20 protein-coding genes and 1 pseudogene are annotated in these 22,839 nt (G+C 43.9%); 10 read left to right on the forward strand and 11 right to left on the reverse strand.

Features of this window, described 5'->3' with window-relative positions; all coding sequences use genetic code 11:
• Positions 1–167 precede the first annotated feature (167 nt).
• Positions 168–806, forward strand: coding sequence for a bifunctional 4-hydroxy-2-oxoglutarate aldolase/2-dehydro-3-deoxy-phosphogluconate aldolase (locus E5S67_RS25420; RefSeq protein WP_172191250.1), 639 nt, complete (start codon positions 168–170; stop codon positions 804–806).
• A gap of 100 nt (positions 807–906) precedes the next feature.
• Entirely contained in the window at positions 907–1,428 is a 522-nt protein-coding gene (locus E5S67_RS25425) for a L,D-transpeptidase (protein WP_172191252.1), read from the forward strand.
• 94 nt (positions 1,429–1,522) lie between these two features.
• Here the strand turns inward: E5S67_RS25425 and E5S67_RS25430 are convergent, their stop codons facing one another.
• Together E5S67_RS25430 and E5S67_RS25435 are read right to left on the reverse strand one after the other, a co-directional pair.
• Complete coding sequence (locus E5S67_RS25430; protein WP_172191254.1) at positions 1,523–2,350, reverse strand: YwqG family protein; 828 nt, start codon at positions 2,348–2,350, stop codon at positions 1,523–1,525.
• 77 nt (positions 2,351–2,427) lie between these two features.
• Positions 2,428–4,017, reverse strand: a complete 1,590-nt coding sequence (locus tag E5S67_RS25435; protein WP_172191256.1) for an Hsp70 family protein — start codon at positions 4,015–4,017, stop codon at positions 2,428–2,430.
• A gap of 365 nt (positions 4,018–4,382) precedes the next feature.
• Between E5S67_RS25435 and E5S67_RS25440 the strand changes: the two genes are divergently transcribed.
• Positions 4,383–5,072 carry a CPBP family intramembrane glutamic endopeptidase gene (locus E5S67_RS25440; RefSeq protein WP_172191257.1) on the forward strand — a complete coding sequence of 230 codons (690 nt, stop codon included), beginning with the start codon at positions 4,383–4,385 and terminating at the stop codon, positions 5,070–5,072.
• Here the strand turns inward: E5S67_RS25440 and E5S67_RS25445 are convergent.
• The gene (locus E5S67_RS25445) at positions 5,065–7,299 is read right to left on the reverse strand and encodes an ATP-binding protein (RefSeq protein WP_172191259.1); all 2,235 of its coding nucleotides are present in this window, start codon (positions 7,297–7,299) and stop codon (positions 5,065–5,067) included. The two genes, E5S67_RS25440 and E5S67_RS25445, sit on opposite strands and share 8 nt — an antisense overlap.
• Positions 7,300–7,680: 381 nt before the next feature.
• Between E5S67_RS25445 and E5S67_RS32695 the strand changes: the two genes are divergently transcribed.
• From E5S67_RS32695 to E5S67_RS25470, 6 genes are all read left to right on the forward strand, one after another.
• Complete coding sequence (locus tag E5S67_RS32695) at positions 7,681–7,977, forward strand: hypothetical protein (RefSeq protein ID WP_216670711.1); 297 nt, start codon at positions 7,681–7,683, stop codon at positions 7,975–7,977.
• 464 nt (positions 7,978–8,441) lie between these two features.
• Complete coding sequence (locus E5S67_RS25450) at positions 8,442–9,587, forward strand: glycosyltransferase family 4 protein (RefSeq protein WP_172191261.1); 1,146 nt, start codon at positions 8,442–8,444, stop codon at positions 9,585–9,587.
• A 467-nt stretch (positions 9,588–10,054) separates the two neighbouring features.
• Positions 10,055–11,182, forward strand: a complete 1,128-nt coding sequence (locus tag E5S67_RS25455; protein WP_172191263.1) for a glycosyltransferase family 4 protein — start codon at positions 10,055–10,057, stop codon at positions 11,180–11,182.
• A 103-nt stretch (positions 11,183–11,285) separates the two neighbouring features.
• On the forward strand, positions 11,286–12,656 hold the full coding sequence (locus E5S67_RS25460; RefSeq protein WP_172191265.1) for an O-antigen ligase domain-containing protein: 1,371 nt from the start codon (positions 11,286–11,288) through the stop codon (positions 12,654–12,656).
• 431 nt (positions 12,657–13,087) lie between these two features.
• The gene (locus tag E5S67_RS25465) at positions 13,088–13,882 is read left to right on the forward strand and encodes a WecB/TagA/CpsF family glycosyltransferase (protein ID WP_172191267.1); all 795 of its coding nucleotides are present in this window, start codon (positions 13,088–13,090) and stop codon (positions 13,880–13,882) included.
• A 194-nt stretch (positions 13,883–14,076) separates the two neighbouring features.
• Entirely contained in the window at positions 14,077–14,520 is a 444-nt protein-coding gene (locus E5S67_RS25470; RefSeq protein WP_172191269.1) for a DUF4079 domain-containing protein, read from the forward strand.
• An 85-nt stretch (positions 14,521–14,605) separates the two neighbouring features.
• On the opposite strand, the gene E5S67_RS25475 is transcribed toward E5S67_RS25470, so the two are convergent.
• From E5S67_RS25475 to ubiG, 5 genes and pseudogenes are all read right to left on the reverse strand, one after another.
• Complete coding sequence (locus tag E5S67_RS25475) at positions 14,606–15,514, reverse strand: alpha/beta fold hydrolase (protein ID WP_172191271.1); 909 nt, start codon at positions 15,512–15,514, stop codon at positions 14,606–14,608.
• A 541-nt stretch (positions 15,515–16,055) separates the two neighbouring features.
• Positions 16,056–16,793, reverse strand: a complete 738-nt coding sequence (locus E5S67_RS25480) for an alpha/beta fold hydrolase (protein WP_172191273.1) — start codon at positions 16,791–16,793, stop codon at positions 16,056–16,058.
• Positions 16,794–16,922: 129 nt separating this feature from the next.
• Positions 16,923–17,435, reverse strand: a pseudogene (gene fldA / locus E5S67_RS25485) (flavodoxin FldA).
• A gap of 162 nt (positions 17,436–17,597) precedes the next feature.
• Positions 17,598–17,924, reverse strand: a complete 327-nt coding sequence (locus E5S67_RS25490; protein ID WP_172191275.1) for a cupin domain-containing protein — start codon at positions 17,922–17,924, stop codon at positions 17,598–17,600.
• A gap of 499 nt (positions 17,925–18,423) precedes the next feature.
• The gene (gene ubiG, locus E5S67_RS25495) at positions 18,424–19,269 is read right to left on the reverse strand and encodes a bifunctional 2-polyprenyl-6-hydroxyphenol methylase/3-demethylubiquinol 3-O-methyltransferase UbiG (RefSeq protein WP_172191277.1); all 846 of its coding nucleotides are present in this window, start codon (positions 19,267–19,269) and stop codon (positions 18,424–18,426) included.
• A 229-nt stretch (positions 19,270–19,498) separates the two neighbouring features.
• Between ubiG and E5S67_RS25500 the strand changes: the two genes are divergently transcribed.
• Complete coding sequence (locus E5S67_RS25500) at positions 19,499–20,230, forward strand: TIGR04283 family arsenosugar biosynthesis glycosyltransferase (protein WP_172191279.1); 732 nt, start codon at positions 19,499–19,501, stop codon at positions 20,228–20,230.
• 14 nt (positions 20,231–20,244) lie between these two features.
• On the opposite strand, the gene E5S67_RS25505 is transcribed toward E5S67_RS25500, so the two are convergent.
• The 3 genes from E5S67_RS25505 to coaD all read right to left on the reverse strand — a co-directional run bounded on the left by E5S67_RS25505 (position 20,245) and on the right by coaD (position 22,791).
• Positions 20,245–21,297, reverse strand: a complete 1,053-nt coding sequence (locus E5S67_RS25505; RefSeq protein ID WP_172191280.1) for an acyltransferase — start codon at positions 21,295–21,297, stop codon at positions 20,245–20,247.
• A 346-nt stretch (positions 21,298–21,643) separates the two neighbouring features.
• Positions 21,644–22,330: a DivIVA domain-containing protein gene (locus E5S67_RS25510; RefSeq protein ID WP_172191282.1), complete on the reverse strand. Its 687-nt coding sequence runs from the start codon at positions 22,328–22,330 to the stop codon at positions 21,644–21,646.
• On the reverse strand, positions 22,213–22,791 hold the full coding sequence (gene coaD / locus E5S67_RS25515) for a pantetheine-phosphate adenylyltransferase (RefSeq protein ID WP_172191284.1): 579 nt from the start codon (positions 22,789–22,791) through the stop codon (positions 22,213–22,215). Before coaD ends, E5S67_RS25510 begins: the two co-directional genes overlap by 118 nt.
• Positions 22,792–22,839: the final 48 nt, after the last annotated feature.

The following is a 22,839-nucleotide window of genomic DNA, read 5'->3' on the forward strand; positions in this document are numbered from 1 at the left end:
CTCAAGCATTCTATTAAGTTATTAATACATTACTTGAAATTTCACGATATTCCCATTCCTGGGGCATTCATACCTTGATTCAGCAACGCCCTAAAATTATATGTAAATCAGAATAATACGAGTTCCCTATTTTGGCTTCCCATCTCAAATCTAAAATTTCAAATGGTATGAATCATCAATCTTGGTTGAAACAGCTAAAAAAACATCGAGCGATCGCCGTTATCCGTTCCTCCGAAAAGGAACTTGCTTGGCAGATGGCATCAGCGGTAGCAGCAGGAGGAATCCAGTTTATTGAAATTACTTGGAACACCCACAAAGCCGCTGAAGTAATTGCCCAACTCCGCTCGGAATTCCCTAATTTTAGTATTGGCACTGGCACTTTATTAAACTTAGAAGAGTTGCAGCAAGCAATAGACTGCGGCGCTCAATTTCTGTTTACTCCCCACACGGATTTAACTATGATTAAAACAGCAGTTGACGCCGGAGTGCCGATCGTCCCTGGTGCTTTTTCTCCTACGGAAATTGTGACCGCGTGGCAAGCAGGCGCTACCTGCGTTAAAGTGTTTCCGATATCGGCTTTGGGAGGCGCCGCCTACCTGAAAAGCCTGCAAGGCCCCTTGGGACACATTCCTTTAATTCCCACTGGCGGGGTGACGCTGGAAAATGCCAAAGTATTTATTGACGCTGGGGCGATCGCCGTTGGTTTAGCCGGAGACTTATTTCCTAAATACTTAGTGGACAATGGAGATTGGCGGGCGATCGTCCAAATTGCCCGAACTCTCGCCCAAAACTTAACAACTTGTTAAGCCCTCTTTCCAATCTCGAATCTAAAATCTAAGATCTAAAATAGTACAGCTCAATCTAAAATCTAAAATCTAAAATCTAAAATAGTACGAGGTGTGAGGAATGAACAGCATTATCAACTCAATTTACTTCCGCCGCGCTGGAACTTTCTGTGCCGGCTGCGCCCTCACTTTTGCTGCATTCTGCGGCGGTTCAATTCCTGCAATTGCCGGCGAACAGCACAACATAATTGCCAATAAAATTATGCAGTTGCAGCAATCCAGCGAACGCTGGATTGAAATAGATTTGTCAAGACAAAGGTTAATAGCTTGGGAAGGAAATACACCCGTTTACGCGGTGATTATTTCCAGCGGCAAATCATCTACTCCCACCCGCACGGGAACCTTTGCGGTTGAAACCAAATACCGCGTTGCTAGGATGACTGGGCCGGACTACGACGTGCCCGACGTTCCCTATACAATGTATTACGACGGAGGCATGGCAATTCACGGCGCTTACTGGCACAATTTGTTTGGCAATCCCGTTACTCACGGCTGCACGAATGTAGCTGTCAATCACGCTAAATGGCTATTTGAATGGGCCTCGGTGGGAACACCCGTGGTGGTGCACAAATCTCAGGTTTAGGGAATTGGGCATGGGGCATTAGAACCCCGACTTCTTAAAGAAGTCGGGTTCTGGGTATTCTGTTTTTTTAAGTGAGTTTACTTCACTGTTGTTTTTAACTACAATCCCAATTGTATAAAACTTTACTAAAATCTAATTGTCTGAGTGCTGATTCATCAATAAAAAAGTTACTTACACCCACATCTCCCCACATGATATCTACGGTATCATTGCAATCGCTATCCATTTGGAATAACAGAATGTCTGACTTGTTTTCCCGAGCGCACTTACTACTATATTCTCTTATGTCGGTTTGTGTAAAATCAGGATAACCACCTATTTTATGACCAAAAGGAGACGATATTTCTAGGTACTCATCCCTAATTTCATCATTTAGAAATAACTCATCAATTTCTTCTCCTAACTGTTCGGTAAATTTGTAGTCACTGGTACTAATCGGCGCATATTTTTTAGTAAATTGCAAGCTGCAACAGCCTTCAACAGGAAAAGCTTCGGGTTTCGGCAAAAAATCATAATTGGTAATCATGTTTTCAACTTGGAAGTCTGGCTGAGGAAAATAGATTATTTTGAAATTTTGTTCGGCTGTGGGATTATCTTCATCGGCGGAATTGCCCAAATCTACACCATATACGCCATCGTCGGCTATATAAAACTGCAAAATCCCCTGCTCGGGAAAACTATCTAAAGGCGGTACTTCAGAAAAGTTGATTTGTGCTAGAAAGAATAAATATTTACCGTCAGCAGTTTTTGGATACTCAAAGCCTTTAGGTAAATAGGGCAATCCCCCAAATTTACTTTGCCACCAATTAACGGAGTCATTATTCTGGATTTTAATTTCAATGTAAGGTTTAATCGTAGCTTCGATTCGGTCGCGATACTTTTCTAGTTCGGGAGAAAGTGGAAGTTCTAGTTGATAATTCATCTGCTTTTAACAATCAATTTGTTTTGAATGCAATCAGTAGGGTGCGCCGAAGCGCACGTTACCTGTCAAGCCTATTCCTAACTTAGCTGCACCACTGGTTTATCCTCTAACAAAGTTTCATTTGTCAGCAAATCTTCCACGCTAATGCGTAAAAAGCGCTGTTCGTCAACGCGGAACAAAACTTTTATGCGATCGCTCCCGGGATACCCTGGCGGCGTCAATTGAGCGATGCTGCGTGCTCCGTCTTTGTCATTTAGCGGCTGTACCGATCTTTGACCCGCGAGTTGGCGAGTAATTAGCCTGTCGCCATCAAAATATATCTCCGTGCCGCCAGTTTCCGCTCCCAATTCGCCGACAATTAATTCTATACTTCGTTGATTTTCTAAAGAAGCTCCCAAGACTAATTCTACCGGTTCGCTCATCGGATAAGACTGCCCGGATTTAATTAAACTGTGCCAACTGTGGCAATTTTCGCGGCGGTTCCAGTAGCGAATGCCGTAACTGTGATAGAGAAAATCTTTGATTTCTATGCCTTGACTCAGTTGCAGAGCACCTTGGGCGATCGCCTCAAATGGTTTGTCGCAGCGAATTTTTGCAGGCTCGAAATATTGCTGCACCCAACGCTGAACAGCGGGAATTTGTACCGTACCGCCAACTAGCAAAACTGCATCGATGTCGCCAATTTCTAAGCCTTGGCGCCGCGCTTGCTGCAATACTTGATTCATGCACTCGTCGAGGTTGTCAAAAAACTGATGTTCGGCGAGGATAGATTCAAAGCGAGATCGATCTAATTCTAATTCGTAACTCTCAAAATTTTCGTCATCAAAATAAACCTCAACTGCCTGATTCACCAACGACAACTGAATCTTTAACCGTTCTGCTAATCTGGTTGTTATCGGAGATTTGGCCAGCCCTTTTGTTTTGAAAAAATAGTCAACCAACCAATTATCAATATCAGAACCGCCTAAATTTTGTCCGGCTTTAGCCAAAACCCGGGCAACTTTTGCCTTTTGCGCTGAAGATTCAGCTAATAACTTTTCGCCCCACTTGAGAATAAAACCGAGAGGCTTTTTGTCGGAGGAAGCGTCCAAACGCACTACAGAAAGATCGAGAGTTCCGCCGCCGAAATCAATGACTAACAGAATTTCGCGATCGGCTAAACCATAACCCAAAGCAGCCGCCGTAGGTTCGTCCAATATCCGCACCTGTTCTACTTGCAGAGATTCAGACACTTTGCCCAACCAATGGCGGTAAGCTTCAAAACTATCTACTGGCACAGTAAAAATCAAAGAATCTACGGGCAAGGGCAGTTCGCGAATTGAGTTCACAATTTGGCTCAAATACCACTCACCTACTCGTTCAAAAGTAATAAGTTGCCCGTCAAGTTCCGGCACAAAACCCTGAACAGAAGTGCCAATTCCCCGCTTAAAATTGCGGAAAAACCGAGAATCTCCACTCAAATCAAGGCCTCTGTCCCGGACTTGCTGACCGAGTATTACTTTATTTGCCGCAGCGTCCTCAACGTAGAGTAAACTGGGAATTAGGGGGGGGTTTTGAGCCGAGATTGCCGACAATCCCGGTAATTTCAAAGTTTCGGGCTGCTGGAGGGCTTGATTCCAGCGAGCGACGACGGTGTTGCTAGTTCCAAAATCAATTGCGATCGTCATTCAGCCAAAATACACAGCTACTAAGGATTAGATTATATTATGGTATTTGGAGTCGCAAATACCAACATAATATCAAATTGTGCTTGAATAAAGACTTTGTTGCAACCAAAACAGCTTTAGCAGCGGAGTCTTCCATTTTGTGCAACTGCATATTTTTCGTTGCAACAAATAAGCGCCACTTTTATAAGCGGCACAAAACTCATAGCATTTTAGATTTTAGATTAAAGACTTGGGAATGACTGACTGGATAATGGTTTGGATCGCGGGCCTACAGTTGCATTGTTTTTGGAAAGTGGTATCATCTGTCCGCCGCCGCCAAGCTTTTACCTTTGATATTAATCCAATTTTCAAATAAAGGGTGAAAAATGCTGCACATGGGCGATCGCAAAACAGCACTATTGGCTCTAACACTGCTTGTCCCTGCTGCTAGTATTGGTATCATAGCAGGCTTGTATATTGCCCCGGGAAGCTGGGGACAAACACTGTCAGTATTGTGTCAAGTTTGGTTGCTGGTTTTTCCGATCGCGTGGTCTGTTTTGGTCGATCGCAAAAAACTGCGTTTATCCATGCCCAAGCCCCAAGAATTGCTGGCTGGATCTATGTGGGGAATATTCATGTTTGCGATGATTGTAGGTATATATCGGCTTTTCGGCCAGCACTGGATCGATCCTGTAATTGCTAAAGAAAAATCGCACCAATTAGGTATTAGCAGCGCTAATATTTACTTGATTGTTGAAGCATATTTTGTGCTGGTTAACTCGCTGATTGAAGAATTTACTTGGCGGTGGTTTGTCTGCAACAAGTGCCAGATTCTCATACCGGGAACAAAAGCAATATTTCTGAGTTCGCTATTTTTCACGCTCCACCACATTCTTGTAATAGCAGCTTACAGCGACTGGCAGGCTGTGATCTTAGGCTCCTTAGCTGTCTTCGCCGCCGGGATAATTTGGTCTCAGTCTTATCTGACTTACCGTTCACTTTGGTCTAGTTATATCAGCCACGCGATCGCAGATTTGGCGCTGGCAATGATTGGTTGGCAAGTACTCTTTAACTAGCTGCTTTTTTAGCGACTATCGCTGGTAATTCTACAGTAAAAATTGACCCTTTTCCCAACTCACTCTCCAGACTAATATCTCCACCCATCATCTGACAGAATTTCTTGGCGATTGCCAGTCCCAAACCCGTACCACCGTACCTGCGAGTAGTAGACTCATCCGCTTGCGTAAAAGCTTGGAATACTCTCTCAATTTGCTCTGCGTTCATTCCAATTCCAGTATCGCTGACTTTGAAACTAATCCATTCTTCACCAGCCTGAATATCCGACTCTGATTCTTTCTCGTTTTTGTCTCTTTCTCGCTTCGCTTCTAAACCTAAAACATCCGATTCTACTTCCTCCCCTCCCATAAAACTAAATTTTTCTTCCGACTTCCATTGGGCTTCTTTCTTCTTCCCTCTTTCTTCTTCCCTCTCCCTTCTAAAGCGTCTTACTTCTAAAGTAATTTCACCAGCTTCGGTAAATTTGCTGGCATTGCTCAGCAGGTTTAACAAACACTGATAAATCTTAGTAACATCAGTATAAACCGTGCCGATATTGGGCGGACACTTTACTACGAAAACATTGCGATTTTTGTCAGCCAAAGGTTTAATAGTAGTAGCGACATCCTGAATGATTGTCGAAAGTTCGCAGGTTTCTAAGTATAATTCTATGCGACCCGCTTCAATTTTAGAAATATCTAAAATATCATTAATGAGAGATAGTAAATGTCTGCTTGCATTATTAATATTTTGCAAATCAGGGACTAATTCTTCACAATTGAGGTCGAAGGCTTCTTCTTGTAACATTTCGCTGTAGCCGATAATCGCATTCAGAGGCGTGCGGAGTTCGTGGCTCATATTTGCCATAAATAAGCTTTTTGCCTTGCTAGCTGTTTCAGCTTCGGTGCGAGCTTTGTCTGCTTCCTGATTTTTGGTTTCCAAGCTAGCAAATAACTTTTGCAACTGCACAGCCATGCGATTGAAAGCTTTGGCTAAAGTTCCCAATTCATCTTGGCGATCGATATTTACTCTCTGATTCCAGTCACCGCTAGAAAGCTGTGCTGCTGCAACTGTCAAGTCCCCGATCGGCCGAACCAAACGGCTGGTTAATATCCACGTCAAACCGCCAACTCCCAAGACTGCAATGGCGGCAATAGTAATTGCCAACTGCCAAAATAACTGTTCTTTTTCTAAAACCTCGGCTTCTTCCTGCAAGATAATTACGCCCCAGCCACTTTCCAATTGGTTCAGACATGAAAGCCATTTCACTCCCCGATCGTCGGCGAAGTAAAATGCACCACTTTTGCCTGCTAGTAGAGTTTTGACTGGCGGATAGTTGCTGAGGTTTATTAGTTGCTTTTGAGCAAGTAAGTTCGGGTCGGGGTGAGCGATTAATTGACCTTTTTTGTCTACCAAAAAAGCGAAGCCTGTTTTGCCGATTCGGACTGTTCCGATCGAGCTAGCGATGTCGCTTAATAGTATACCTATAACAGCTACTCCTTGAATTTTTCCCAGTTGGTCAGCAGATTTATCGATTGAATTTAATTGGTGTGTTTGAGAAAACTTTTGTTGAAAATTAGTTGCTAGTTCGAGAAGCTGCTTGGTTGTAAAATCGACGCGGCCACCTGCAGGCAAGCCTGAATATTTTTTTTTAAATTGAGCAACTGCCTTGGCGGTGGTGTTGCCGTAAATTCCTGTAATTTCGTTTTTGTAATAGCCGAGTTGTTTGAGTTGCTGCTGCAATTCGCTGACTGAATTTCCTCGATCGCCCAAACTTAAACTCGCAAATTCCCGAATGGGTGTTGAGAAAATAACTGCTGGTTTTCCCGTTAAGCGAGATATCAAAGCTTCGTGAGTAATTTCAGTCCCAGCAACTGCACTTTTAAACCAATACCGATCGCTGCGTTTGATGCGATCGGGCGGCGTGCCGCTGCCGCGGGCAACAACGTACCCTTCTAAATTGTAAGCTTCGGCAAGGTATATGTGGCTATAGCTGCGGTTGATGCCAACTAGCAGCGGCAACATTTTGCTGGCATTCATGCTGACTGTACTCGGATCTTGACTGATGCTGCGCAACAATCGAACGTTCATTTGTTCCCAGCGAGAGATGCTTTCCGTTAAGACATCTGCTTTTAATTCGAGGTTTTGTTTTGCTTGCGATCGAATAATGTTAGCTGCGTGAAAACTGGCAAACCATATCGCTGCAAGCATCGGCGGCACAACCCCCAAGAGCACACCGATTGTCATCCGGAATCGCAAACTTAGGAATAATGATTCTTTCATAACATCAAATTTTTTTAAGCGAGGTCATTTCATACATACCGCGAAGCTGCAGCTGCAGTTTAGGAGTCAACGTTGGCACGATCTAGGCCAATCGGTCCAGAGCATTCCTTTTATCTTTACATGGTCATTGAATAATTTGCTGAACTTTTTTACGGTAATTACTTAGACAGGGCTTGCGCAGGCACGCTACATAATATACTCCGCTCAGAAGTGGCAGTCGCTTTTGGGAACTTTTTCAGGCGATCGCCTTTTATTAACAAATTTAAAACTCAGCCAGCTAATTAAATTTATATCGGTGAAATTCTTTGTTGTGTAGCACGATTGGGAAACCTATTTTTTCAAACAGTGGACGCATCAACCGGGTTTTTTCACGAACATACGATCGGTGAGGGGAAGAGATATCGGTTGAAAAATCGGGTTTTTTCCCTCCTTCGCGCGTCCAGGACGGTTACTCGATCGCGCTTCAGCAGGCATTTGAGAAAACCACTATGTCTGAATCCTGACAGAATACGATATTGTGTCCAGCAATACCGACAGCACCGTTACCAAAAAACCACAATCGCCGATCGGTGTTTAGATCTGTTGGAGCGATCGGGAAATCAACATTCTCAAAATAAGAATTTCATCTTTAATGCTGTATAAAATTTTGCTAACAGTGCTCATCCAGCTACTCTAGATTGTTACAAATGCTACTTTTTGTCCCACATTAAAGGTTGGGTGCTTTTCGGTTTCCCGTACCTCCCTTTCTGTACCATAAGCAAGTTCTATTCTGTTAAAAAGGAAGTGTTGTTTAGCTTGGTGTTTGTCGCGAAAAAAAGATGCTGTTTGATAATGATGAATCAGTCTTTAGGAGGAACTTTTGCCCACCTAAAAATTATCCCTAGAGGACTGTTTCGCGAGCGCATCAGTTGTTATTATCCATTCAATGACAGCGAACTTGTGGCATATCAATACTGGCGTGTTGCCAACAGTCGCAAGGTTGGATTCTATGTACACACCAGGAAAGCGGTAATTAATATTCACCCGCCCCTCTTTCCTTTCGATCTCTAACATCAGCGCTGGTAGCAGCGCCATAAGGGAATCGGAGTCTTCAGCGGGACTTAAAAATGAAAATCACCTTTGTGCTTCCTACTCTGTCTTGGACTGGTGGAATACGAGTAGTATCTATTTTCGCAGAACGTTTGAGAAAGCGAGGACACTCCGTGTTCGTCATCTCTGTACCCCACGCCCAACCGAGTATGCGCCAGCAAGTCAAGTCGCTGCTGCGGGGACGGGGTTGGATTTCCACACCTGAAAACGAACCCTCATTTTTCGATAACTTAGGTGTAGAACACAAAATTACCGATCGCTACCGGCCGGTAGAGGACAAAGATGTACCTGATGCTGACGTAGTAGTTGCCACATGGTGGGAAACCGCCGAGTGGGTAGCCAAACTCTCTCCCAGCAAAGGAGCAAAAGCTTATTTTATCCAGCACCACGAAGTTTTTGATTATCTACCTCAAGGTAGAGTAGAAGCAACCTGGATGCTGCCCATGCACAAAATTACGATCTCTAAGTGGTTAGTGGACCTAGCTCGGACTAAATACGGCGATCGCACAGTTTCCTTAGCTCCTCCTACCGTGGACACCAAGCAATTTTACGCCAGTCCTCGCAACAAACAATCGGTTCCTACAGTTGGCATACTTTACTCTCCAATCTACTGGAAAGGAACCGACATCGCCCTCAAAGCTTTTGCCTTAGCTGCTGAAAAGATCCCCAACCTGCGTCTGGTTGCCTTCGGTACAGAGGCCCCATCTTCGGAATTGCCCCTACCGGCCAATGCCGAGTATGTAATTCAACCCGACCAAGACAAAATCAAAGACTATTACAGCAAATGCGATGCCTGGCTGCTGGCGAGCCGCTCAGAAGGCTTCGGCTTGCCAATTATCGAAGCGATGGCGTGCCGCACTCCCGTCATCAGTACCCCAGCAGGTGCGGCTCCTGAAATTTTGAGCGGCGGTACTGGCATACTTGTAAGACCAGAAGATCCCGAAGAAATGGCCAAAGCCATAGAGTATATCTGTCAGTTGCCAAATTCCAAGTGGCAAGCCATGTCTGAAGCGGCCTATGCCAAGGTGAACAATTATACTTGGGATGATGCCACAGCTCATTTTGAAGCGGGATTGAAAGTTGCTGTAGACAAATCTAAACAGCGGGACGTTAATATAGTTTCCTGTTCTCCCTACGAGGTGGCTCCAGCAGTGGCAAACTAACAAATTGAGCAGGTTACATGCTAGCAGCAGCCATTTGAAATTCTGCGCTAGTCGCTCGCTCTGGCGCGGGATTCTCAGCAGAAACTCAATCAATAGTGTTTGGTGGGGTGCTTCTACCCAAACTAAAATCGCCCGTGTCCTGTTTCTACCCAGCAGTCTCGACACGAATTCTGACGCCACTGACGAGCGAATACTGGTTATAAAGCGATCGGCCAAAATCTGGACCAGAGTGCAACGGAGTTTTTAAAGCTGGCTTCGTTACAGGTTAAACTTGTCTAGTCCTCAAACATTTCCCGATTTGTAATTGGGAAAAGTCCCTGACGACAAAGTAAGATCGGCTCGACTATCGAGTTACGATCGCCTCCAGCAGAAACCCGCACCCTGCTGAAAAGCCAAAAGTAGGCTAGTAAGTGCGAACTTGCTGTTATGGAGGAGTTTTAACCAGTATTAATCTTCAGCATCTATTCATGAAAATTACTTTTGTCCTGCCTACCCTTAGCCTTACAGGTGGCATGAGGGTGTTATCTATTTACACAGAACTTCTCCAAAAGCGAGGACACAAAATATTTATCGTCTCTACGCCCCCGGGGCAACCGACTTTGATCCAACAATTGCGATCGCTCCTCAGAGGTAGGGGTTGGCAGTCCGCTCCCAAGAAACAAGAGTCTCACTTTGACAAGGTGAATGTCGAATGCCGAGTTCTCGAAACCTACCGTCCAATTACCGACATTGACGTACCTGATGCCGATATTATCATGGCTACTTGGTGGGAAACTGCCGAGTGGGTGGCAAAACTCTCTCCCAGGAAAGGAAGGAAAGTATATTTTCTCCAACACTACGAGGCTTTTGACTACATACCAAAAGGTCGAGTAGAGGCAACTTGGCGGTTGCCGATGCACAAAATCGCTGTGGCCCAGTGGCTGGCAGACATAGCTCGGAATGAATACGGCGATTTGTCTGTATCTCTCGTCCCTCCCACCGTGGACACCAAACAGTTTTACGACCCCCAGTCGCGAGGCAAGCAGCCGCGAGGCAAGCAGTCAGTTCCGACCGTTGGGATGTACTATTCTACAACTCCTTGGAAAGGCTGCGATCTTGCCCTGAAAGCTTTCTCTATAGCTGCTGAAAAAATTCCCAACCTTCGTTTAGTTGCCTTTGGTTCGGGCGATACTCCTCCTCCCAATTTGCTGCCTGATGGCACGGAGTATAATAAGGCACCTACTCAGGACCAACTAAAAGAATTTTACAGCAAATGCGATGCTTGGCTCTTTTCCAGCAGCTCCGAAGGCTTCGGCTTGCCAATTTTAGAAGCTATGGCTTGCGGCACTCCAGTCATCGGCACTCCTGCTGGTGCAGCTCCGGAACTACTTGCTGGCGGGGGTGGCATACTTGTCAAGCCAAAAGACCCAGAGGATATGGCAAAAGCGATCGAGCAGATTTGTCAGTTGTCTGATGCCGAATGGCGGGCCATGTCCAAGACTGCTTTGGAGACGGTGATAAATTATACTTGGGAGGATGCAACTAATCTCTTTGAGGCGGCACTGTACGCTGCTGTGGAACCTCAAACACAATTAACGAACAAGGCGAAGGCGTAAAATAGAGGTTGATTTAAAAGATTGGGGTTGGGCGATCGTTTAAGCGAGAATTTTTATTGGGCAAATTAAGTTGTCTTTCTAAAATTTTACTGCAAAAAAAACTATGGTTGCATTAATCCCACTTGCTATGTTCGGCTTTATTCCAATCGTTTTTTACCTGTTTGTGAGGTATCCCGCTCAACGGGCGGTAATTATCAGTTTTGTTGCAGCGTGGCTGTTTTTGCCGCAAGCTTCTTATCCCATCCCCCTATTGCCGCCCTATACCAAAATCTCGGCAGCTTGCTACGGCATTTTGCTGGGGACTCTTGTCTACGATACTGCGCGCATCACCACTTTTAAGCCCGGTTGGCTGGATGTGCCAATGGTAATTTGCTGTTTGTGCCCAATTGTTTCACAAGTTACTAATGGCGGCAGCCCGATTTCTCCGACTCTCAACCAAATCGTTACTTGGGGTCTGCCTTATTTTTTAGGACGCTTGTATGTAGGTAGTTTAGACGGGCTGCGACAATTGGCGATCGGGATGGTTGCAGGTGGGTTGGCTTACATTCCTTTTACTTTAATTGAAGGTGTTAAGGGTCCAATTCTGCACCAAATGATTTACGGCGTCAATGCCTTTGAGGACTGGGGTCAAGCAAGGCGTTTGGGGGGGTGGAGACCGGTAGTATTTATGCAGCACGGTTTGATGGTGGGCGTGTGGATGATGACAGCCGCCTTAATCGCAGTTTGGCTTTGGCAAACTGGGGTGATCAAAAAGTTTATGGGCCGCAACATCAAGATTTTAGCAATTATATTAACTATCGCTTTTTTGCTGTGCCGTTCTACTGGCGCCTACAGTTTATTTGCAATGGCGTTACTCGTATTATTCTCGGCAAAGTGGTTTCGCACCTCTTTGCCCCTGCTATTTATAATTGGATATATAGTGTTTTATTTGTACGTAGCTGCATCGGGTCAATTTTCGAGCAAAGACGTGATGGACTTCATCACTCCAATATTTGGCGAAGAACGAGCCGCCTCTCTGAAGTTTAGATTTGACATGGAAGAGATATTGGGGGAAAAAGCGCGGCAAAATTTTCTTTTTGGCTGGGGGGATTCTGGTGGCAACCGCGTGTACGACCAGTCCGGTAAAGATATCTCGGTCACCGACAGCTTATGGATTATTGCATTTGGCGTCAACGGTGCAGTCGGTTTAGTTAGTTTATTTTCTTCATTATTACTTCCTGTTATCGTCTTTTGCGTGTTCAAGTATCCCGCCAGAACCTGGTCTAATCCCAAGGTAGCGCCCGCTGCCGTCCTGGGAGTAGCCTTAACTATGTACGTGTTTGACTGTGTTTTGAACGCTATGACTAACCCGATTTTTGCGATGATTGCTGGAGGAATATCGGGTCTGGTCTTAAAAGCTCCAGAAAGTCTTAAGACCAAAAAAACCAGTTCGCCACCCAGAAGACAGTCGCTGGTTCACCAAAAATCAGGATGATTTTCAGGAATGCGCGGCTTCACTTCAAGCTTGAAAATATCTGGCTGTCGCTGAATACAACAACTAAAAAACTTCCTATTTTTGCATTAAATCAAGTTCGCAAGTTGCGCTATATTTGTAAATTGCTTAAAATTAAGGTCAAAAAATTTTTTGACATTCATTTTCAATGCTTCAACTATTAGCACGGCATCGGTTTTTTATTAATACTATGTTGCGATTTGTAAACAAAAATAGGCTTAATATACTTTTTACTAAAACGACCTGATTCTTTACACAATCTTTAAAAATCCTGACTGGACAGGTAGGGTGTACGGGCATATACTTAAGAAAGTTTATTCACTGAAGCGCCCAAGTAGTGAAAACACGAACCTGTATTGTGCGTTATAATAGTTTGAGTTGTAGCTTAATATAAAGCGGGAAGGGAATAATAAATGAACACAGTTAATTTATTGAATGTCTCGATAGATAACTTGTCAATAACAGAGTTGTTTGAAAAACTCGACTGCGAAGGTGGTGTCGTATTTACGCCCAATGTAGACCACTTGATTAAGTTGCAGTACGACCGCGACTTCTATGAAGCTTACAATACCTCTACCTATAGAGTCTGCGACAGTCAAATATTGATGTATGCCTCCAAGTTTTTGGGAACTCCTCTCAAAGAAAAGATTTCTGGTTCGGACTTGTTCCCTGCATTTTATATGTATCACAAAGATAACGAGAATATGAAAATATTTTTGCTAGGAGCTGCTGAAGGTATTGCTAGGAAAGCCCAGGAAAAAATTAATCAAAAAATTGGTAGAGAAATAGTGGTTGAGGCACATTCTCCTTCTTTTGGCTTTGAAAACAATGAGGAAGAGTGTGAAAAAATAATTGACACGATCAATCAATCAGGAGCTACAGTTCTGGCTATAGGGGTGGGAGCCCCCAAGCAAGAGAAGTGGCTGGTTAAATACAGGAGCAAATTAACACACGTCAAAATTTTCTTAGCAGTCGGTGCAACGATTGATTTTGAAGCTGGTTGCAAAGCAAGAGCTCCCAAATGGATGAGCGAAGTCGGCATAGAATGGGCGTACCGACTGTTAAGTGAACCGAGAAGGTTGTGGAAAAGATATTTGATAGAAGGTCTGCCTTTTTTCCGATTAATCTTAGAACAAAAATTAGGGTTTTATAAAATGCCTTTCCTTGAGAGCAAAACCAGGAAGCTAGAATGGGAAGGCGGCTCCTAAAAACGGGAGCGACAAATCTCTAGCGTAAATTAAGCTGAGTATGAGAGAAAGTAGGTTTGACTTCAAGCTCAGACGGATGCAAGCTGTGGATAGTCCGATCGCACTTTCTCTCAAAATTATTCATTTTTGCTTTAAAGTCCAGGTAAAATCGGAATGAAACCTTTGTTGCAAATCCCTAATTAGGGATTTAAATCATGAATCTGCCTTCTTTCTTGTGGTTGTGGAAAATAGCAGCTTGGTCAATGGGTGTTTCCCTGTTAGCTTACCTGTTGCTGGCCGTTACTGGAACCTGGATGTTTGTCGCCCGCAGTACCAAACAGCAGCGCCCAAAATGGCTGCGTCCCTTTCATTTGGCGACTGGTGCGGGGATGGCGACTTTGGTAATTTTACTGCTGGGAATTGGTGTAGTCGGTACGCTGGGATACTACGGCAATTTGGGTCACTCGGCTCATTTACCGGCGGGATTAGCTGTTGTTGTTTTGGTATTGGTTTCTGTTGGAAGCGGTCTGCAAATTGGCCCTAAACATCCTTGGGCGCGTCCCCTCCACATCAGCACTAATTTGGCTTTGTTTGGGGGATTTGTGACTGTGTTGATCACAGGATGGACGATCGTACAAAAGTATTTGCCGAAAGTTTGAAACCTGTCTGTTTGACATCAAACTATATATACCAAAGGCGCAAGATAAAACATATATGTAAGGTGCGCCGCAGCGCACCCTACGTTTAAATGTTTTGCGTGAGTCCGCTTTTATTTATGAATTCTAAAATATGCTGCGCCGTAATCTCTGGCTTTTCTAAGTGGGGAACGTGCCCGCATTCGGGTATCCAAATTAATTGAGAATTGGCGATCGCACTTTCAAACTTTGCCGCATCCGCCGTCCCCAAAATGCGGTCTTGTTTTCCCCACAAAATCAGCGTCTGCTGCTGAATTTGCGACAGTTTATCCCGAAAACCTCCGTAACCGCCGCTTTTGGTAAACGCAATTAAAGCTTGATTCCAGTTGGGCATTTCCAAGTGCAAAGCAGCGCAAGTTTGAGCGTCTAGAGAAGCCAATTTTTTATCGAAATAAGCATTGATGCTAATTCGTTGGCGGATTTTAGGATTTCGCAAAAATGAAGTTGCCAAATATCCTAAGGGAGGAATGAGAAATTTTCCCTTATTAGAAGTGACGGCAAAACCTGCACTGTCTATTAACACCAATTTTTTGACAGCTTCGGGATAGGTGAGGGTGAAATCAATTGCTGCTGCACCTCCCATTGAAGCACCGACTAAGATTACAGGCTGCGAAATTAACGTTTTCCAGAAATAGTACAGGTGAGTGGCGATCGCCTTTTGACTGAATGCCAAACCCGCTGCTCTTTCTGTAAAGCCAAAACCCAACAAATCAACCGCCCAAGTTTCATTTTCGGCAGCCAGCAGCGGCAACAGGCGACGAAATTCAAACAGCGAACTGTCGAAGCCGTGAATTAGCAAAATAGGGGTGTTTCCGCTGCCTTGGTGCGCGTAAGTTGTGGCAATTGCCCCAGATGATAGGGGAGTTGTAATTGCCTCTCGTTGAATGCTTTGGGCTAAAGCAATGGAGGTAGATTCTGTTAGCTGTGCGATCGATTTTGGGAGAAAACTTGCTGACATAATTCTTGATAAATTGTTAATCGGTAGGGGCAGTGTCCCTATACTCACCCTAAGATTTAAGTATATATGTTTGCTCGCTCACTATTTTAGGAGCTGGGGCGAGCGATACCTTAAAACTCGATCGATACTTAGTATCCCTCTGCCCAGCCTAAGCCTGAGTTTCTTAACATGATGTTAAAATATTTTATAATCGTTGCCAATAATTTCTGTTTAATCTACTATTACCTTCCTCTGCGTCAAGAGCACCTCTGCGGTTTTTTCACAAAAACTCATTAATAAATCCAATAAAATTAGCATCATATTTACTAAAACATCTTAATATAAGTTAAACAATTTTTACAATTATTCTAAAATCTCAAAAAGATCGTGATGATAACTCAAACTCCATGCCTCAAAACCCTACAAACTAAAATTGGCGGGAAGGACTGGGGCAACTGCGCCAAAACAGTATAAGCAGGTCTGAACAAATTGCCCGGAATTACCGAAATTAATGTAGTATTTGCCGCAAAAAAAATCGGTATCAAAAAATAGCAAATGCGGTCTAAAATTTAAAATTTAGAATTGCTTGGCGGCTGTGTAGTGATAGCCAAAAATTAAGTATTTCTTCGCCGACTTGTTCTGGATAGAAGTGGTGAAAGAAATGCCTACCGTCTTGACATTCCCAAAGCCGATCGCCTTTTTTAATAAATTTCGACCAGCGGCGCATGACAACAGGAGATACCACAAAATCTGTTTGGCTGCTGCAGATCAACAAAGGTACTTCTACACCTTCATCGTGGAAATTACTAATCCTAAATAAAGAGTGAGGACAAGGAGAACAGGCTAAGTCATCCTCAAAATATGATATAAATCTTTGATTAATTATTTGATTTGGCAATCCCAGCATATCGCCAACCATTTGAGTCAAAACTTGTTTTCGGCTCCAGGGAAAAGCTGAAAAATGCGTATAGTAATGTGCTTGCCAATTAATAGCAGATGGCACACCGACAGATAAAAGCCCCAAAGAACTTACTTTGTGAGGATAGCGGCGCGCATACATTAAACCAACTAATCCGCTGGTACTGTGGCCTATTAGATGAATTGGGCGATCGCGCATTGTTAAATAATCGTGCAAAAGTTCAACAGCCATATCTAAAGAGCAAGCTTCATCTTCAGTTTGTTGGTATTCCCATATTTGCACTGGTACAGAATCATTTAAGTAGGAAAGCAGCGAGCGATCGAAGAATTGCAAACTCGGACTTACACTTAACCAAAGCACGTCTTCTGAACTAAATTGCATCTATTTTAAGTTGGAGATCTAGTTATTAACAATAATAATGTATTTGCTAGATTTTTGGGGCGGGTTGAGTGCGTAATTTTGATTGCCGAACATAATCTAATTACAAAACTCACCCTGGTACCGTTAAGTCTACAAGCTAAATTCTTTCTTGAGTTGAGATACCCAAGATTTGATGCGCGATTCCGTCAGATCGGATTGGTTGTCTTCATCAATAGCAAGACCCAAAAACTTGCCATTAACTACAGCTTTAGATTCATTAAAATCATAGCCCTCTACCGGCCAATAACCGACTGTTTCGCCGCCCTGTTCCGAAATTTTTTCAGCCAGAATGCCCATTGCATCCATAAAATTATCCGGGTAGCCTTCTTGGTCGCCAGTTCCCACATAAGCTACTTTTTTGCCGCTAAAATCTATATCATCAAGTTCGGGAAAAAATCCTTCCCAGTCGCTTTGCAGTTAGCCGATATTCCAAGTAGGACAAGCGATAATCAGACATTCGTATTCGGCAAAATCATCATTTTTAACGCTGCCGATCTCGTGCAAGGTCACGATATTGCCGCCAAATTCATCCCGAATCATTTCAGCTACAGACTCAGTTTTCCCAGTTGTAGTTCCGTAGAAAAGACCAATTGCTTTTGACATTTTTACTCCGAAGGTGATATTTGATAGTGTTTGAGAATTATTTTTTTTGAGTCAGGATTTGGCATTTCCTGCCTGCAATTCAGACAAAAACAGTAGACACGGTTGTGGCAAACCTGAGAAATTAGGGAGTCAAGGCAGCAAGGACACTGTTTTTTCATCGGGTTAAAGTTGAAAATTCATCAACCAAGCTGACTCGCTCATATCGGGATCGGGTTCGCAGTCAATTAGTAACAAATTCAGCGTCGTTTGTACTTTTAGACTGCGCGGGATGCCGGCGGGTACAAACACAAATACTCCGGGTTTTAAAGTGACTGTTCGATCGCACACCGTGAGAGTCCCCACTCCTTCTAAGACGGCGAGGGTTACATCTTTAGAGTTATCGAGGTCAGGTATTTCGGAATTTTTACCCAAACTCATCAGTTTTTGGCTGTCGGCGGGTTGTCCGTCGCTGATTCGCGAGGCTGACGCGGAAACTATTGCTGCTGTCACGGTGATTGACCTCCAGGTACTCTTAACTTCCGGCACTTATTGCAATTAATATTCAATAAGCTACCATGCAATTTAGATAAATTATCAAGAGTAAAACATTAAGATTTATTACAAAAGGCTGTCAAGCTAGGTGTCCGCTTAACGCGAGCAGCCCCAAACTAAGACTGGGCGGTATTTTGGAACCCTCAGACTGCGCGTCACAAGGGCTTAACTTAAAAAATAGTTGGTAATTATTTGCAGTTAGTTCTTAAAATTACGTTGGTAGTGCGATCGGCAATATAGCAATTCTCAATTGCCTGCAATACAGTAAGGAGACGGCGCCGTGCCGTTTCCTTACTGTATTGCACTCAACACGGTAAGCTGCACCGCTGCGTGCGCACCCTACAAAATGCAATAGAGGTGGGTTTTAGCCAGATTTGTCGATCGCCAAAATCCGTCTCAAACTCGCCCCTAATGACAACAGTTAACAATCCACAATCCACAATCAACAATTAACCGACTAATTCTTCGCCCCTACGCCAACATACATAATCGACGTATCCTCATTAATTTTGATTTTAAACAAGCCAGACTTTTTGTAATCAACATAGTTAGCGATATTAGAAATTAGCACTTGAGAAACTTGTTGCAAACTTTCCCCCGAAGGAAATAGCTGCTTTCCACTTGTAAAATTCCCCCAAAAACCGTGCATCTGGGCTAAAATAGCGCCCATTTCTCCAAACATATCAAAACCTTTAATTTCAATCTGGCCGAAACCCGTATCGCGCATTACCACAGACAGTTCATCCGGGGTAACAAACTTTTCCCAATCGTGAACGCCCCGCTTAATTTCCTGCAATGTATTTTCCATCAGTCCAATCATCACAATTTGCGAGGAAAAAGTTCGGTTGATTGTATCAAAAAAGAACAGTCCCCCAGGCTTGAGAATCCTGTGGACCTCTGACACAACCTTTTTGTAATCTGCCACGTGTTCCAAAACATCCACGCAGATTACAACATCAAAGGTATTGTCGTCGTAGGGCATATTTTCAGCAAAACCTTGCCTGTAGTCAATCTCAAAACCGCTGGTAACTGCGTGATTTTGAGCGGCTACAATACATTTGTCCGAGCGATCTATTCCAGAAACAATAGCGCCTCTCTCGGCCATAAACTCGCAAGAAAAGCCGCCGCCGCACCCGACATCTAAAGTTTTCAGCCCTTGCCAATTAGTCGCGTGTCTGTCGAAAAACTCAAATCTGGGTTTGTTTAGATGGTATAAGGCATAAATTTTAGCATTTTCGTCCCACCAATTATCGGCATTTTCCTCATAAAATTCTAAATCATTTTTTACTTCAGTTTTCTGCACGATTTTCTCAGTCCTGATTAGTGGAAAATATAGAGGGCGATCGCACTTTTGCCTGATTTTATAGGAATGACGCCAACAAACCTGGTTTCTGTGAAAAATCCGAGGTTTCGTGACGAGTTCGCAGGCAGGAACCGGGTTTCGGAATCCGCGCGCATAAGTTCTATTTTCTCTAAAGTTGCGAATCGCCACAGCTTTTTATTATAATACTTTTGGCACAAATTTCAACGAAATGGATCGCGTTTCTATTATCATCCCAGCCCTCAACGAAGCGACTTGTCTGGAACGCACACTCCGCCAACTCAGCATTCTCAATCCTCCGGCTTGGGAAGTGTTAGTGGTAGACGGCGGCAGTCAAGACGAAACAGTGGCGATCGCACTTTCCGCTGCCACCCGCGTTATTCCTAGCAGTACAGCCGGACGTTCCGTGCAAATGAACTTAGGTGCCCAAGTCGCCACCGGCGAAATTCTGTGCTTTCTCCACGCTGATACTTTAGTTCCCGACGACATCGTAGCAGTTATCCAGAAAACATTGTCCGATGCCAAAATTGCCGGCGGCGGGTTTATCTCCTTGATGGGTGGTTTGCAGCAAACAAGATGGGGTTTTTCACTGCACAATTACCTGAAAACTTATTACGCGCCGCTGTTATTTCGACCTCATTTATTTTTCAAAGGATTGCGCCTGCTGTTTGGCGACCAAGTTATTTTTTGCCGCCGTATCGATTTTTGGGAATGCGACGGTTTCGATGCGGCGATGCCAATTATGGAGGAAGCGGATTTGTGTTTGAAGTTAGTGCGACGGGGGAGACTTAAGTTAGTCAATCGGGTAGTGGAAAGTAGCGATCGGCGAGTGGCGAATTGGGGCGAATTTAAAGCAATTGCGATCTATCTTTCTATTGGTTTTTTGTGGGGTTTTGGCGTTCCAGCGAGGTATCTCAAGCAGTTTTATGAAGACATCCGCTGACACACAAAATGCGATTAAATTCCCAGAATGTACTGGCTGTATTTTTTTGGCAAAAGTTTATGCAATAGGTAAATAATTGCCCAACAAACCAACAAAGTCCCGGTAACTAAAAAGCCGAGCTTCAGCAGCGGATGTACGGGATCAATAAACTTATAAAACACTAACAACACATATTGCACTACTGTAGAATCCAAGAGATATATCGGGAATGAATAAGCTGCCAATATTTTGATTAACCCAGATACTCTACTGGGAAGTGCGATACTCTTAGAAAATGCGAGAATCGATAATACGAACAAAATTGCGTATCCTTGAGCAGATAGTTTAAAAAACGATCGCAGAAACCATCCCTCAGAATTAAATTCACTTATCAGGTAATATTCCCAAATACTCGCTACATAAAAGAGGAGAGTGGCTCCTAAAACTGGCATTTTGATGCGTTCGAGAACGGGTTGAATTCTATTATACTCTCCCCCCAAAAATAGACCAGTTGAAAATGGCAAAATCCAACTGAAAATCCAGCGCTCCATCAAAGGCAGAGGTATTGATATGTATTTGAGAGCGGTTAAGTAAAAGAATATTGTAAAAATTGTTTGAAGTATTAAACCCAAGACCAAAACTTTTCTGGGTTCTAAAACTCTTAATTTGACTAGAAACCACCACCAACCGTAGCATTGAACAATCACAACGATGAAGTAATAGGGAGGCATCACTGAGCCAGTCAGGATATCTCTGAGTAATGACAGTAAATCAAATTTTTGGAGTTCCCCCCAATTATTTAAAATGTACAAAGCTACTGACCAAAATAGATAGGGGGGTAGAATTCTTGACAGTCTTTTTTTGACTACCAGTGCGGGATTATTTTGATTTTCCAGTTTGTTGGTGAGAAAAAAGCCGCTCAGCAGTAAAAATGCAGGTACGCAGAACAGTTGAAATGTATCGATCGCAACAAATAGAATTCTGCGATCTTTAAATGCCAAGAACCCAGCATGAGTAATCACAACACTGACGATCGCTAAAGCTCGGATCAAATCAAATTCAGCGAACCGATTAGAAGCTTTTTGCATAGTAAAAATTAGATTGCAAAAATTTGATTTAAATTAGGAATTTTTTGTCTGATACGAAATCCGGGTTTGCTACCCCTTTTATCATTCGGCGGTTGAAACCGCTGCATAGAGTCAAACGAAGTCCGCCTCCGCGAACTGAGATAAAGGGGGTTTTTAAGCCGGATTTGGTATGAGTAGAATATCATAAAATGTTATATTTGCTCCTATGTTCACAAAACTTATTTCGGCAAAAATAAGTCACCGAGTGCTGGAATTGAGGAAAAAAGACTATAAAGACTATTCAAAAAAAAATCTACCTAAATTAGGTAGATTTTTATAAAGGTTCAAGCAATGAGTTAACTGTGGGCTAACCGTTGGTGTGATGGATGTGCGACGCAGAAACACTATCCAACCGATCGCGCCCGTTGCGGATCACGCGCAGCATATCGCTCAACTTGTGTTCGATATTATCGAGCACTTGGTCGGCATAATCATCGGCTCCGTTTTGAATTTCCTCGCATTCAGCCATCGCCCTGACTCTCATCTCTTCCAATTCCTCTTGAGCCTGGTAGCGAATTTGTTCGACTTCCGCCAGCGTCGCCTGCTGAATTGCCTCGCAGTCAAGCAAAACTTGCTGCCGCAACTGATCTGCTTCTATCTTCGCCTGCTGGAGCAGGCCCATATCGTTTAAAAGTTCTGCCGCTCTCTGTTCTGCTGCTTCTATCACTTCCTGAGCGTAAAGTTCCGCCTCTTGAAGCAAGTCGTCCTTGTGCCGGATGATCGTCTCGGCTTCCTGAAAGGCGATCGGCAAATTTAGCCTCACCAAGTCTAACTGATCGAGCAACTGTTCTTCATCCACCAGAGTGCGTCTGGTCATAGGAATTCGCGGGCTGTCGAGAACAATTTCCTCAAGCCTGTTCAATTCCCGCTGGATGTCTACTCCTGCGGTTCGGGTGGGATCTCCGAAGGCGGCTGTGTTCTGAGGTGATTCGTTCTCAGTGCGGAGGCCGGTACTGTCGGGTTCGATGCGAGTTGGTTCCTGCTGGCGTAACATTTGTAAATATCTAGGGCGACGTGTTTCGGAACAAGATGATCTACGGAGCCACCAAACTTGGCTATTTCTTTAACTACACTACTACTTAAAAAGCTGTACTCGTTAGAAGTTGCCAAAAAAACTGTTTCAATTTCACCCAGAAGGGTTTTATTGGTGTGGGCCATCTGGAGTTCCATTTCAAAATCTGTTAATACCCGGAGCCCCCGCAGCAGCACTTTGGCTTGTCGAATCTTAGCATAGTTTACTGTCAAACCCTCAAAACTGTCTACTTCTACATTTGGCAAGTGTTGGGTAGATCGCCGGATCTGCTCGATCCGTTCCTCTACGGTGAAGAGAGGGGTTTTGCTGGGGTTTCTGACTACCGTAACAATTACCCGATCGAACAGTTTAGATCCCCGCTCGATAATGTCTGCGTGACCGAAGGTAATGGGGTCAAAGCTGCCTGGATAGATTGCAATCACGAGTTTGGCTCAACGGAGTGGGGGGGAGTGGGGGAGTGGGAGAGTGGG

The organism is Microcoleus asticus IPMA8, from assembly GCF_013179805.1.
Classification (GTDB): domain Bacteria; phylum Cyanobacteriota; class Cyanobacteriia; order Cyanobacteriales; family Microcoleaceae; genus Microcoleus; species Microcoleus asticus.

Excerpts from the sequence above, each read along its gene's own strand:
- E5S67_RS25470 (WP_172191269.1), top strand. The coding sequence starts at position 14,077 with ATGAATCTGCCTTCTTTCTTGTGGTTGTGGAAAATAGCAGCTTGGTCA.
- E5S67_RS25510 (WP_172191282.1), bottom strand. The coding sequence starts at position 22,330 with ATGTTACGCCAGCAGGAACCAACTCGCATCGAACCCGACAGTACCGGC.
- E5S67_RS25505 (WP_172191280.1), bottom strand. The coding sequence starts at position 21,297 with ATGCAAAAAGCTTCTAATCGGTTCGCTGAATTTGATTTGATCCGAGCT.
- E5S67_RS25450 (WP_172191261.1), top strand. The coding sequence starts at position 8,442 with ATGAAAATCACCTTTGTGCTTCCTACTCTGTCTTGGACTGGTGGAATA.
- E5S67_RS25460 (WP_172191265.1), top strand. The coding sequence starts at position 11,286 with ATGGTTGCATTAATCCCACTTGCTATGTTCGGCTTTATTCCAATCGTT.
- E5S67_RS25455 (WP_172191263.1), top strand. The coding sequence starts at position 10,055 with ATGAAAATTACTTTTGTCCTGCCTACCCTTAGCCTTACAGGTGGCATG.
- E5S67_RS25475 (WP_172191271.1), bottom strand. The coding sequence starts at position 15,514 with ATGTCAGCAAGTTTTCTCCCAAAATCGATCGCACAGCTAACAGAATCT.
- E5S67_RS25445 (WP_172191259.1), bottom strand. The coding sequence starts at position 7,299 with ATGACAATCGGTGTGCTCTTGGGGGTTGTGCCGCCGATGCTTGCAGCG.
- E5S67_RS25425 (WP_172191252.1), top strand. The coding sequence starts at position 907 with ATGAACAGCATTATCAACTCAATTTACTTCCGCCGCGCTGGAACTTTC.
- E5S67_RS25430 (WP_172191254.1), bottom strand. The coding sequence starts at position 2,350 with ATGAATTATCAACTAGAACTTCCACTTTCTCCCGAACTAGAAAAGTAT.
- E5S67_RS25440 (WP_172191257.1), top strand. The coding sequence starts at position 4,383 with ATGCTGCACATGGGCGATCGCAAAACAGCACTATTGGCTCTAACACTG.
- E5S67_RS25480 (WP_172191273.1), bottom strand. The coding sequence starts at position 16,793 with ATGCAATTTAGTTCAGAAGACGTGCTTTGGTTAAGTGTAAGTCCGAGT.
- E5S67_RS25420 (WP_172191250.1), top strand. The coding sequence starts at position 168 with ATGAATCATCAATCTTGGTTGAAACAGCTAAAAAAACATCGAGCGATC.
- E5S67_RS25465 (WP_172191267.1), top strand. The coding sequence starts at position 13,088 with ATGAACACAGTTAATTTATTGAATGTCTCGATAGATAACTTGTCAATA.
- E5S67_RS25500 (WP_172191279.1), top strand. The coding sequence starts at position 19,499 with ATGGATCGCGTTTCTATTATCATCCCAGCCCTCAACGAAGCGACTTGT.
- E5S67_RS25435 (WP_172191256.1), bottom strand. The coding sequence starts at position 4,017 with ATGACGATCGCAATTGATTTTGGAACTAGCAACACCGTCGTCGCTCGC.